At 52.0% G+C, this 11751-nt stretch carries 13 protein-coding genes; 6 read left to right on the top strand and 7 right to left on the bottom strand.

Features of this window, described 5'->3' with window-relative positions; translation table 11 throughout:
• Nucleotides 1–134: 134 nt before the first annotated feature.
• Nucleotides 135–1001, top strand: coding sequence for an alpha/beta fold hydrolase (locus AC0QH1_RS11215; protein ID WP_324631189.1), 867 nt, complete (start codon nt 135–137; stop codon nt 999–1001).
• 15 nt (nt 1002–1016) lie between these two features.
• Here AC0QH1_RS11215 and AC0QH1_RS11220 read toward each other — a convergent pair whose 3' ends face one another.
• The 5 genes from AC0QH1_RS11220 to carA form a co-directional block, all read right to left on the bottom strand.
• The gene (locus AC0QH1_RS11220) at nt 1017–1307 is read right to left on the bottom strand and encodes a DUF1816 domain-containing protein (RefSeq protein ID WP_324631190.1); all 291 of its coding nucleotides are present in this window, start codon (nt 1305–1307) and stop codon (nt 1017–1019) included.
• A 63-nt stretch (nt 1308–1370) separates the two neighbouring features.
• Nucleotides 1371–2303: a 23S rRNA (guanosine(2251)-2'-O)-methyltransferase RlmB gene (rlmB, locus tag AC0QH1_RS11225; RefSeq protein ID WP_442957305.1), complete on the bottom strand. Its 933-nt coding sequence runs from the start codon at nt 2301–2303 to the stop codon at nt 1371–1373.
• Nucleotides 2304–2579: 276 nt separating this feature from the next.
• Nucleotides 2580–3056 (bottom strand): Mini-ribonuclease 3, encoded by a 477-nt coding sequence (locus tag AC0QH1_RS11230; RefSeq protein WP_324631192.1) that lies wholly within the window; start codon nt 3054–3056, stop codon nt 2580–2582.
• Between the two features lie 511 nt (nt 3057–3567).
• Entirely contained in the window at nt 3568–3936 is a 369-nt protein-coding gene (locus AC0QH1_RS11235; protein WP_324631201.1) for an STAS domain-containing protein, read from the bottom strand.
• Nucleotides 3937–4492: 556 nt separating this feature from the next.
• Nucleotides 4493–5653 carry a glutamine-hydrolyzing carbamoyl-phosphate synthase small subunit gene (gene carA / locus AC0QH1_RS11240; RefSeq protein ID WP_324631193.1) on the bottom strand — a complete coding sequence of 387 codons (1161 nt, stop codon included), beginning with the start codon at nt 5651–5653 and terminating at the stop codon, nt 4493–4495.
• Nucleotides 5654–6108: 455 nt separating this feature from the next.
• Between carA and AC0QH1_RS11245 the strand changes: the two genes are divergently transcribed.
• A complete protein-coding gene (locus tag AC0QH1_RS11245; protein WP_324631195.1) occupies nt 6109–6681 on the top strand; it encodes a retropepsin-like aspartic protease family protein in 573 nt (190 codons plus the stop codon).
• A gap of 83 nt (nt 6682–6764) precedes the next feature.
• Here the strand turns inward: AC0QH1_RS11245 and trpD are convergent, their stop codons facing one another.
• Complete coding sequence (gene trpD / locus AC0QH1_RS11250; protein ID WP_324631202.1) at nt 6765–7862, bottom strand: anthranilate phosphoribosyltransferase; 1098 nt, start codon at nt 7860–7862, stop codon at nt 6765–6767.
• Nucleotides 7863–8355: 493 nt separating this feature from the next.
• Here trpD and AC0QH1_RS11255 point away from each other — a divergent pair, with 493 nt between their 5' ends.
• Together AC0QH1_RS11255 and AC0QH1_RS11260 are read left to right on the top strand one after the other, a co-directional pair.
• Nucleotides 8356–8934 carry a hypothetical protein gene (locus AC0QH1_RS11255; RefSeq protein ID WP_324631196.1) on the top strand — a complete coding sequence of 193 codons (579 nt, stop codon included), beginning with the start codon at nt 8356–8358 and terminating at the stop codon, nt 8932–8934.
• A gap of 94 nt (nt 8935–9028) precedes the next feature.
• Entirely contained in the window at nt 9029–9841 is an 813-nt protein-coding gene (locus tag AC0QH1_RS11260; RefSeq protein ID WP_324631197.1) for a 7-carboxy-7-deazaguanine synthase QueE, read from the top strand.
• 20 nt (nt 9842–9861) lie between these two features.
• Here the strand turns inward: AC0QH1_RS11260 and AC0QH1_RS11265 are convergent, their stop codons facing one another.
• The gene (locus AC0QH1_RS11265) at nt 9862–10518 is read right to left on the bottom strand and encodes a DUF3318 domain-containing protein (protein WP_324631198.1); all 657 of its coding nucleotides are present in this window, start codon (nt 10516–10518) and stop codon (nt 9862–9864) included.
• 90 nt (nt 10519–10608) lie between these two features.
• Here AC0QH1_RS11265 and AC0QH1_RS11270 point away from each other — a divergent pair, with 90 nt between their 5' ends.
• Both AC0QH1_RS11270 and AC0QH1_RS11275 read left to right on the top strand, forming a co-directional pair.
• Complete coding sequence (locus AC0QH1_RS11270) at nt 10609–10806, top strand: hypothetical protein (protein ID WP_324631199.1); 198 nt, start codon at nt 10609–10611, stop codon at nt 10804–10806.
• 385 nt (nt 10807–11191) lie between these two features.
• Entirely contained in the window at nt 11192–11644 is a 453-nt protein-coding gene (locus AC0QH1_RS11275) for a hypothetical protein (protein ID WP_324631200.1), read from the top strand.
• Nucleotides 11645–11751 lie beyond the last annotated feature (107 nt).

The raw sequence follows: 11751 nt of genomic DNA on the forward strand, positions 1-11751 counted from the left end.
CTTATCATGTCCAACGAATATAATTGCGGGGGACCGGGGGTCAGTCGCTCGGCTTATATCCCCACGGATAAATCCGGAGGCTTTACGCCGATTCTCGGTAATCTACGCGATTTGAAATTGAGGGTTGCCAAACCATGCAAAAAACCCACCTCACTTATTCCACGCTTCACTTAAATGTGAAACTCCGGGGAGCTGGGTTTCCGATTCTTTGCTTGCACGGACATCCGGGACACAGTGGCTGCATGTCTGTGTTTAGCGATCGCCTCTCCCACCGCTTCCAAATCATCGCCCCTGACTTGCGCGGCTATGGTAAAACCCGGGCGCAATCCCCCTTTCAGATGCGGGATCACCTGGAAGACTTGGACGCCTTGCTCGATCGCCTGAACCTGGATAAATATTTGCTCTTAGGCTGGTCTCTGGGCGGAATTCTCGCCCTCGAACTTGCCCTGAGACATCCGCATCGGGTCACGGGATTGATTTTAGTCGCCTCAGCGGCGCGCCCGCGCAGTAGCCATCCCCCAGTGAGTTGGCAAGATTTGTTTTTTACCGGGGTGGCGGGGATTATCAACCGGATTAAACCGAGTTGGCAATGGAATATCGACACTTTTGCCAAGCGATCGCTGTTGCGCTATCTGATTGCCCAACATACCCCCCTGGCTTATCGCTATTTAGCCTTGGAAGGCACCTCCGCCTATTTGCAAACTCATCGTCACGCTCAACAAGCCCTGAATGCTGCACTGAAAGCTGGCTACAACCGACTGGACGAGTTGCCCCAAATTCAATGTCCCGCCTTAGTCCTTGCTGGGGCAGCGGACCGACACATTACCGCAGAAGCGAGCCGCGAAACTGCAGAGCGCCTCAATCGGTGCCAGTGGACATGCTACCCCAATACCGCGCATTTATTTCCTTGGGAAATACCAGATCGAGTGTTGTGGGATATCGAGCAGTGGATCGCTGCCCATCCCGAAGTGGTTGCACCAGCAGGGTGGGAGTCTGGTTGAACGGTCCGAGTCCAATTACATTTGACCGCTGAACACCGGGGCGGATCCTCGGTGGGCCATCTCCCCAACTTCGTCGAAAATCGTCAGGTTGTCCGGTTTGCACCGTTTAATCCCATAACCGATGCCCTGCGCGCCTTCTTGCTCGAGGTCTTCTAAATAGCCGGCGATCGCTGCTTCGGCTTCTTTCTTGGACAGAAACGGGCCGAAGTAGTAGGTGCAGCGGGGCTTGTCCGTGGAAATTTCTACCCAGCAAGCCAATCCGAGAATGTCGATCAAGCTGATTAAGAGTTCTTTGAGTCCTTTCATGGGAGTCCCCCTTTTACTAATTGGTTATGAAGTTTTACACAGGTTTTCCGGGAGCGAAGCTTGTTACATTTCTTTATACTCCGTTGTATTTATTTTTTCAATGACATTTTTCTTTACATTTCCCCTAGAGAGCGATCGCTGACGATGGATCTCGTAGAGGGCCATTCCCGTAGCTACAGAGACGTTCAAGCTGGGGGTTTTCCCGGGGAGGGGAATCGACACCAGCATGTCGCAGTGCTGCTGGGTCAGCAAACTCAGACCTTTGCCTTCGGATCCGACCACCAAAACCGTTGGGTCGGAAAAATCCACGGTATGTAACGGTTGGGTGGCATCGTCGGCGGTCCCGTAAATCCAAAATCCCGCTGCTTTCAATTCTTCCAACGCTCTGGCGAGATTGACGACCCGCGCCACCGGAAAAGATTCTAAAGCCCCCGCCGCCACTTTCATCACGGTGGAGGTGATCCCTACCGCCCTGCGTTGCGGGATCGCCAAGCCTTGCGCGCCGATCGCCTCGGCGGTGCGGACGATCGCGCCTAAGTTGTGAGGGTCGGTAATCCCATCACAAACGACCAACAGGGGTTGGTGGGAGAGGGAAAATGCTTTATCAATCAAATCGCTCAATTCCCAGTAGGCGTAGGGGGAGATTTGCGCCACGACCCCTTGGTGATTCGCGCCTGTGGCGATTTGGTCGAGGCGTCGGTAATCCACTTCATCCACGATGGTTCCCGTGGATTTGGTTTCATTGATTAAGGTGTGAAAGCGGGGATCGTAGCGCAGTTGCGGTGTAATCCAGATTCGATGCAGCTTGTGCTGCTCTTCCAGGGCCGCCAACACGGGATGGCGACCGTAAATCAGGTCGTTTTGCTCGCCCTCGCGTTCTGCAGAAGGCTCAGAACCTCGAGAGGACGGCGGTTTACCGCTCCTTCGGTTGGTTTTCAAGCGCGGCTTGCGACTCGAATGCTTTTCTGAGTTTAATCTTGGTTTTTTCCCTGGCATGTCATCGATTGTTAACTTTTACGGCGAGTTCTGAGGGTGAAAATGGCTCCTTCTCAGGAAGCTCGGCACTCAGACAAATTGAAAATCGGCAATTGAGAACGATCGCGCAACCTCGGTGGGCGATCGCGGAGGCGGAAATAGATTGCCAATTGTAGATTGTTCGTTGCTCATTGTTCGTCTGCACGAAAGCGCCTCATTCGGGGGTGAGGCGGGAAAAGATAGGCAACACCTCGCGGTAGTGTCGGCGCGCGCGAGGGAAAGCACCCCACAGAAAAATCAGGGTTTTTCCACCGACGCTTCTGTAGTGACATCTTCTTTCCCGAGCAGATCGAACAGTTCGCTCAACCGCTCGGGATCGCTGAGGTACAAATATCCCATTAAGGTTTCCAGGCTGGTTGCCTTGCGGTAAATTTCCGCATTGATGCGCTTCGGCCCTCCCGTGGCGGCGTTGCGTCCGCGTCTTAAAATTTCTAATTCGTGATTGGTGAGGTGGGGTTCGAGGGATCGCAGTGTCTCCGCCTGACTTTCCGCTCGCACTTTCGACACCACTTGATTATGATAGAGCTTTGCCCGCTTTGGCGGGAGCAAACAAGCGGCTCGAATGTAAAGCTCGTACACCGCATCGCCCAAATATGCTAAAGCCACCGGTGATAGTTGCTGCAATTGTTTCCCAGACAAGACGTTGACTGGTAGCCGCAGGCACAATCCCTCTGGGCGATCGCACCGCTGATTTGACTCTGGGTTTGGTGACATGCTCCCCATCTTCGACGTTACAGACCGCGATTGCTCTGCCGAGTTTTGAACGGCTTACGCCGTCAGCGAAGCATTTCTCTTGGCACAGCAATTCCCGGCTTCCATTCGATTAACTCCCCATTTATTGTAATGCTAAATTTTCGTCAACCGCAGCTTTTCTGCATTTCCCGGCCAAAAGCTGCTTGAGAGTGGTTGGTTCACTTGCACCGAGTTTCTGTTCCCCCGATCCGACGGGATTCGGGGAGTTCCCCTCGATCTCGGTGTGCTATCTTTTATTTTTATCTGACATTATAACATTATCGAGAATATTTGGGAACGCGAATTTCCGGACATTTCTGCTCCCCACTAGCTTTTGCCATCCGGCATTGTCCCGGCCTTGGTTAAATTTTATACCTTTCGTCCAGGGCGGCAGTATCCGGGGCAACATGTGCCCTGCCCCTCGGCGATCGCAAACAAGCTATCCAGTACCGAGCACTGGATAGCCTTTTTTCCCTTCTTTTCGTTTAAAGACTCAAGAGCTTTTGACGTTCTCGAGTGCGGTTTCCACAGAAGGTTGCAAGGATAAAAACTGCTCTAAGCGAACCAGTTTAACCGTTTGAGTGACGCGGGGATTGGTGACAATTTGCAAGGTACCTCCAGCATTTTGAGCTTTTTTGACTAGCTGCACTAAAGCACCTAACCCCGAACTGTCAACAAAATCTATCTTGGACAAATCCAAAATGATGTTACTCGGTCCGTCATCAATACACTTACCGAGCGCTTTCCGAAAAGTTGCTTCGGAAAAGGCGTCCAGTAAGCCGGTGAGGCGGAATAGTTGGTATTTGTTCCCGACTTCGCGCGTGCCTCGAAGGCTAACGGTCAGGGTAAGTGGCTCAGGAATAACGCCCTCCTAGCTGCATACTCCTAAAATCGACGCTCTAGTATAGAGGCTTTCTCGCCTTTTGTCTATAGGCGAGGCTGAAAAATTTAATTTGTACATTTTATAGTTGACGATCGACTCGATCCCGAGCGATCGCCAGTGACCGAGGGGAAAAACAACAGAGCCGCGCTCTTGTTTTTCGCATCCATCGGGGATCTGCCTTAGCGGCGGTTGCCAAGCCACTGCCCCGCAAGGGAGGGCGCGCTGTTGGGATCGAAATCCCCGAGCGAGCGGCCCGACCGCCCTAGGCAACGCGCGCAGTGTGCTTGTGCTTACAGACGACTATCATAACACAGGCCGGATCGCTTTTTCGGGAATGGGGCAAGACGGGTCATTGCTGCCCCACCGCCCTGCTTTGCGCTCCCCATTCCCCTGCCAGATTTTTCCCTCTCGGCAGAAATATCCCTCAATTGTCCCTCAGTTGGGGGGGGGGGGAAATTCTGCCGTCACTGGCTCAACGCCAGTTTTCGCGGTGGGGCGGAAAACTGCGACTCCCGTGACATTCCCAGGGCGCAAACTAACCGAGCGCTTTTGACCCCTGGCGCGTTTGTCGCATTGATTCTACGAATCGCTCAAAAATATAGTCAGCGTCGTGAGGACCTGGACTCGCTTCCGGGTGGTACTGCACGGAAAATATCGGCAGGGTTTTGTGACGCATGCCCGCCACCGTGCGATCGTTGAGGTTGAGATGGGTCACTTCCACGCTATCTGCGGCTAATGATTCGGCATTGAGCGCGAAACTGTGATTTTGGCTGGTAATCTCTACCTGACGCTGCAACCCGGCGGGTTGATTTAAGCCGCGATGGCCAAATTTGAGCTTAAAGGTGTCGGCCCCCATCGACAAGCCGAGAATTTGGTGTCCCAAACAAATGCCAAACATCGGTTTGTTACTGGCGAGCAGTTTTTTCGTGGTTTCGATCCCCTCTTGCACGGCGGCGGGGTCTCCCGGACCGTTGGAGAGAAAAATTCCGTCGGGATTATATTTCAGGATGTCTTCGGCGGAGGTATTCGCGGGCACCACGATGACTCGGCACCCATAAGTGGCTAATCGTCGCAGGATATTGCGCTTGATGCCAAAATCAATGGCGACCACGGTGAAGGTTTCGCCGTTGGAGGAGCTTTGCGGGTTAAATTCCCACGGGGCATCGGTTCTGCGACCCCATTCGTAGATTTTGTCCGTGGTGACTTCCGGCACGAGATTCAAGCCTCTCATGCTCGGCGCGGCTTGGACTTGCGCCAGCAATTCAGCCGGATCGAGAATTTCGGTAGAAATGCCCCCGTTCATGGCCCCGACGATGCGAATTTTGCGGGTCAGCGATCGCGTGTCGATGCCGTAAATTCCGGGAATGTTGTGTTCTTTTAGGTATTCGGGCAATCCTTGGGTGGATCGCCAGTTGCTCGGTCGCTTGCAGATGTTGCGGGCGATCGCCCCTTTCACTTGCGGGTGGTTCGATTCTTCGTCTTCGGGATTGACCCCGGTGTTTCCCAGTTCGGGATAGGTGAAGGTGACGATCTGTCCGCAATAGCTCGGATCGGTCAACACTTCCTGATAGCCCGTCATCCCGGTATTGAATACCACTTCCCCAATGGTGGTGCCGGTGGCTCCAAACGACCAACCGCGATAAGACGTTCCATCTGCCAAAACGAGCAAGGCAGGTGTATCGGCAGAAAGCGACATAGAAACCTCTTTTCCTAATTCGATGTCAGTTGTCAGTTGTCAATTGTCAGCGGTCAGTTTTTTATTGTCAATTGTTCGGTTTTGTTGACACCTGACCCCTGAGTGTGACTTCCACTACTCGGCATTATCCCATGAGTTTTTTGGACTGGGGCATTCTTCCCTAGGGGAAATGTGGGCAGGCGATCGCAAATCCGCCCCGCGCCTCCTCTTCACCGCACCTCACTTAAGCGAGAAATTCGCCAATTCCCCCACCTCTCCCGCCGCCCTTTCGTCTTCCCATAGAGAAGCCATTAATCGTGTCTCTACACTGCAAAATCATTCCACTCCTTGCCGAACCATTAAAATAGATTTAAGTTTCTCCTTTGCCGGGGGAATTCTAAATTAAAGCCCTAAATCCCCTCCTACGCCGTTTTCATTTCCACACCCTGCCAAACGTCTTGATAAAAAAAACTCCGATGAACAAACTCTGTGCCCTACTTGTTGCCATCATCAGCCTTACTCCACTCTCCACCGGCACCCTCGCCCAGGAATATGAAGGCTGTTTTATGATCGATGGCGATGGAAATGTCATCAAATTAAACAACCTTTGCCCGGAAGAACCCCCCGTCCCCACCACCACTACCACCACCACCAACCCCGAAGGCGTCTTCCAAATTCCCATCAAACGTCGTGAGGGAGGCATTCCCGTGGTGGATGTGGTTTTTAATGGCAACGAAGCGGGCGAAATGCTCTTCGATACCGGTGCGAGTGCCACCTTGATTGCCCCTTCCACCGCCGAAAAACTCAATTTGGTTCCCTTCGATACTGCCCGCATCGCTACCGCTAGTGCCTCGGATATCGAAGTCGAGGTAGCGCGCCTCAATTCTTTACAAGTCGGCGATGCGATCCTCGAACAAGTCCTGGTGACGATCGCCCCTCCGGAAGTGGAAGACGGATTGCAAGGAATGGGACTGTTAGGACAAAATTTCTATGGCCAGTATGATATCACCATTAAAGAAGATGTCATCGAATTGAGAGTTAGAAATTAACCCGCTCTAATTATTCGGGACAAGGCAATGCCTTGTCCCGATAATTCGTGCAACTAGCGCGCAAGAAACGCGGAATTTTCCGATTATCCTTCCAGAAACTTCACTAACTGTTCCAACTTCGTCCAAGCGGCACCGCTTTGCAGGATATCCCGAGCTAAGGCAATGCCTTGGGTACAATCTCCCATCGGCACCACACCGCCGACTTGTAGGGCAAAGGCGGCATTGAACGCCACGATATCCCGTTGGGGTTGGGTTGCGCCGCCTTGAAGCAGCGATCGCAAAATTTCCACATTTTCCTCCAAGTCACCGCCGCGTATGGCGTCGGTGGGTGCCCGTTGCAACCCCACTTCTTCCGGGGCGATGCTGGTTAATTTCACTTCCCCATCTGACAAAATCGCCAAGTCGGTGATTTCGGCTAATCCCGCTTCGTCGAGTTTCTCTCGCCCATGCATCACGATCGCCAACTTTGGCCCTAATTGCTTCAACGCCTCGGCGATCGGCTGCACTAAATTGGGATCGCACACGCCGATTGTCTGGCCGGTGGGATGCAGGGGATTCACCAACGGCCCTAATAAATTAAAAACCGTTCGCACTTTTAAGGTTCGCCGCATCGGTGCTACTACCTTCAGCGCCGGATGCCAACCGGGAGCATACAAAAAGGTGATGCCCACTTCATCCAGTGCCGCCACAACTTTCTCCTCTGGCGCATTCAAGTTCACTCCCAACGCTTCGAGTACGTCGGCGGATCCCACTTTACTCGAGGCGGATCGATTGCCGTGCTTGGCGAGTGCAACTCCCGCCGCTGCGGCTACAAACGCCACTGCAGTGGAAATATTAAAGGTGGAGGCTCCATCGCCCCCGGTTCCACAGGTATCGATAACAGGGGTTTTTCCATTGGGCGATCGCTTCTCAATCCCGCCGGCAGATTGGGACTGCAATACTTTCGCCATCCCCGCCAGTTCTTCCGCCGATACGCTTTTCGCTTGCAAAGCGGCTAAAATCGCCCCGGAAAGCACTGGGGGAATGTCTTCGTTAAGCCATCCTTGCATCAGTTGACTGGCTTGCTGGCGGTTGAGAGATTGTTTGTCTAATAACTGTTGCAGCAAATTCGGCCAATTCACCGGGGCGCTGGATTCCGCTGCTGGGTCGATTTCTTTTAAAGTTGAAGGAGAATAGGTCATAGCTTGGTTGATTGCTCTGGCACTGCGCTCAGTTGAATATCCCAATCTGTCAATTTTATCCGGTTCTGGATCGAGGTAGGGTGGGAATTTCCCAATTTTACCGCGATAAACTGGGGCAAACTCTGGCACAACCACAGGCATGTTTTCTCTTTGCTGTGTTTCTTCATCGCTTTAACCTGGATTTGGATTGAGTTTTGGGGTTTGCCACTTATGTGTAGGAAAAAACCCGGGGGCGATCGCTTCTCCATTTTTGCGGCAATAACGATGGGGGTTGACTCTGGTTTAACCGATTGATTTTTCCGCCGATTTTTGGTTGGCGAGGGGGTGTAGTTTCGTTCAGTTGGTGGGCATCCCTGCCATCGGTGAATCACACCTCAACCAATTTTTGCGATCGTAGGCGGGGCAAAATTTTCCCGCCGATGGGCGCAAGGAGAAAATCCAGCAACCGGGGGATGAGATATTAAAATCAAGGGGTATCGGTTGGGGGATGGTTGTGAAAAACTTTCGTTACGGGTTAGAGATTGGAGAATATGTCGCGATCGCTGGCGCAATCGCCGGATCGGTGTGGGCTAGCATTTCTGGAGAAATCCTCTATGCTGTAGCACCCATTTCTCTGGCGCTGGTGTTGAGTCTGATGGATCGCCGTTTGCTCAGACGCGAGTACCGCCAAAACATCGATCGGGCGATGATGCGGGTTGAGCAAGACACCGGCATCAGTATGGGAGAACAGCAGGATTTGCATCAAGAATTAGAGAAAGTGGTGGCGGCGTTGCGACAGGTGCGATCGCAGCAGAAAAGTGTAGAACAAGCTTTGGTACCGATGAAAAATCAGGTGGAAGAGCTATCCCAAGAGTTTAGAACCCGCCCGGAATTGGAACAAATTGAAAGTTTGACGGCGGTGATTACAGCTCTGCAACAGTGTATTGACGGACTTCCGTCTCCAGGAGGAATGCAAGAGCAAATGGGGGAACTCGAAGGACAAATCGTACAGGCGATCGCTCGCATTCCTTCTATCGTAGAAGTGGAAGTGCAGCAGCAGTTAGAAAAACAATTTCCCGACGGAAGCAGCTAAAATCAAGTATTGTTTTTTCGATGCGGTTTCAAGTTTCAATTCTCGAGGGTTTCGAGTATTGCGCCGTAACTGAACTATCACCAACCCGTTAAATATGAGCGTCACAACTATCGCCCCGCCCACTGCTAGATTAATTGAAGTATTCTCCGCGATTCAAGGGGAAGGACTAAATGTGGGAACGAGGCAAATTTTTATTCGGTTTGGGTTATGCGATTTGCGCTGTGATTTTTGCGACAGCGCCCATACCTGGGAAGCGCCGGACACTTGTCGCCGGGAAAAAACACCGGGCGATCGCGATTTTGAAATTCATTCCAATCCGATTTCTTTGCCTGAATTACTGGAATGGATCGGGGCGCAAGATGAACCGAATTTACACGATAGTATCAGCCTCACCGGGGGGGAACCGTTGCTCCATGCGTCGTTTTTAAAAGAGTTTTTGCCGCAAGTTAAACGGCGGACTGGATTGCCGATTTATTTGGAAACGGGGGGGCATCGTCCGCAACAGTTAAAAAGTATTATTTCCGCACTCGATTCGGTGGGCATGGATCTGAAATTGCCCAGTGTCAGTGGGGAAACCCATTGGGAGGCGCACCGGGAATTTCTCCAGCTTTGTTGCTTAGCACAGATTGAGGTATTTGTCAAGATAATTATCAGCGATCGCACCTCCCTGACGGATTTGCAACGCGCCGCCGAGTTGGTTGCCGGTGTCAGCGCCGAGGTGCCGATATTTTTGCAACCCGTTACCCCCTTAACTCCCGCAGAAGCGGGGCGATTCGGCAGCAAGATGCCCCCAAAAATGGAGCCACCAGCACCGACAAAGGTGCTGGCGTGGCAGGCGTTGATGAAGGGTTGGCACAAGCCGGTGCGGGTGGTGCCCCAAACCCATAAACTGTTAAGTCAGTTGTAATCGCGTTCAACAGGCAGTGGTTAGTACACCGTTTCGGTGTTGGTGGCAGCTTCTCGGGCGGCTTTGACTTTGGCTTTGGCTTTCGCAGCGCTGCGTTTGAGCGCTTGCAGTCGCGCCTCGTATTTTGCCCGTTGCCGTTTTTTCGGGGTTTGTTCGATTAAGGCTTTTAGGGCACTACCGAGACTTTTGTACGCATTGGGCAGAGAATAGCCAAACCGAGTGGCGATCGCGATGGCTTTCTCATCGGCTTCAATGGCTTCGGTGAGGGTGCGATCGCCGTTATTTTTCTGGTAAAGACGATATCCCGCCACGCCGCACAGGGCCAGCGCTAGCATCAGCAGCAACCCATCTTGCACCCAAAGTTCGCCTACCGCACCGCCTAAACCAATCGCCAGTGCAGCCATTTCCCATCCTTCTTTGGGAATGGTATCGTTTTGAATCCGCGCGACTTCATGCCAAAACAGCAAGTTGCGCTGATCCAGTGCAAGCTGCTCCCACTTTACTAAGTCCACTTGGATTTCTACCTGATCGCTGCCAATTTCTTCGCTTCGGATCAGGGGTGGATTAACCTCGATCGCTTTTTCCACCATCACCCAACTTTGTAACTCCGGTGGCAGTAAACCTTTTAACCGCCTTAGTTCGATCATGTCAGCTTTCGTAGTCGTATATGAGGTCATTTCCTCCAGCCCCAGAGAATTCGACATAAAAACAAGGGTATCACTGTTGGATCGTAGCTCTTTTTCGGTCAGAAGCACCACTCCTCCGGCGTGCGGGTTACTCTCCCTCGGCTCTGTCTCATTTTAAACGCCGATCGCTTGGGCCTGCATGGGGCAAGCTTTATCGCGGATTTGGATTGGCTTTTGCCCCGATCTCCCTGGTGCGAGAAAACCGAACTCTCGCCCAGAGCGATCGCTCTACCCCCGGATTCGCGATCGCTCTTTCTCCTCACCCCCCCACTCTTGTGATTTTTCTTGACAAAATTCTCAACTGTCACTATAATAACATCATTCTTTTGTCTCGTTTTCGCAACTCTAATTTGCAAGTTTATCCCGCCTGTTTACTTTGCCGTTGCCCTGGGTTAGGGTTTGATAACCCCACCCGGGCGAAGCCGCTAATTCCTTGTCTAAAGTCAATATTACTGGCTAAATTGTTGCTATTTTCCGATTTATTTCCCAGATAATGCGACAAGGGAAAACGAAAAAATAGCAAATTAAATGTCAAAAGCAGGTAAAATTGGGCGGGACAGATTGACCGGCATTTGATGGGTTGAACGAACCGATCGCTGATGGATCCTCGCATGGGTGCGCTCAAGTCGGTTTGGGGTGGGTGGCAATTGAGGAGAGAGGAAGGGTGACACAGATGTGGAATGGGTTAAGAATGAAAAGGCAACCGATCGCAGTGGCGATCGCGGCGGTGACGGGTTGCATGGTGGCATTACCGGCGATCGCCCAACTCGAAATCGGTGCGATCGAAGAAATTGCCGGGGACGAAACCTGCGCCGATACGGGCGGGATCCTCGCGTATGCCGAAAGCATCAACTATCGGGTTTATATCTGTAGCGACAAAGACGATCCGAGTCAAGCGAGACACTACCGAATTAGAAACAAAAACCAAGCGATCGGGATTAATCTCGAAGCGGTGGACTACAATCCGCAAAAGCCGGGATATTTTGAATTTGTCACCCCCAACAGCGTTTATGTCTTACAAATTCCCTCCGAACAAAATCCCGAACCCACAATGGGGGTGCAACTGCCCAATGGCGCGCAAGCGCAGGAAAAAATACAACGATATTTGAGTCGGTGAAGTCGGGAAAAATAACCGGGACAGAAGCAGCAGTAATCTGCCATATAACAATTAAAGCATTGCTTTTAAGCTTTGCCCCCATTATGAATATATTTTATCCCATCCCC

Source organism: Phormidium sp. CCY1219 (genome assembly GCF_055795085.1).

Coding starts and splice junctions, on each gene's coding strand:
- AC0QH1_RS11215 (WP_324631189.1), top strand. CDS start 135: ATGCAAAAAACCCACCTCACTTATTCCACGCTTCACTTAAATGTGAAA.
- AC0QH1_RS11245 (WP_324631195.1), top strand. CDS start 6,109: ATGAACAAACTCTGTGCCCTACTTGTTGCCATCATCAGCCTTACTCCA.
- AC0QH1_RS11220 (WP_324631190.1), bottom strand. CDS start 1,307: ATGAAAGGACTCAAAGAACTCTTAATCAGCTTGATCGACATTCTCGGA.
- AC0QH1_RS11260 (WP_324631197.1), top strand. CDS start 9,029: ATGAGCGTCACAACTATCGCCCCGCCCACTGCTAGATTAATTGAAGTA.
- carA (WP_324631193.1), bottom strand. CDS start 5,653: ATGTCGCTTTCTGCCGATACACCTGCCTTGCTCGTTTTGGCAGATGGA.
- AC0QH1_RS11265 (WP_324631198.1), bottom strand. CDS start 10,518: ATGACCTCATATACGACTACGAAAGCTGACATGATCGAACTAAGGCGG.
- trpD (WP_324631202.1), bottom strand. CDS start 7,862: ATGACCTATTCTCCTTCAACTTTAAAAGAAATCGACCCAGCAGCGGAA.
- rlmB (WP_442957305.1), bottom strand. CDS start 2,303: ATGCCAGGGAAAAAACCAAGATTAAACTCAGAAAAGCATTCGAGTCGC.
- AC0QH1_RS11230 (WP_324631192.1), bottom strand. CDS start 3,056: ATGTCACCAAACCCAGAGTCAAATCAGCGGTGCGATCGCCCAGAGGGA.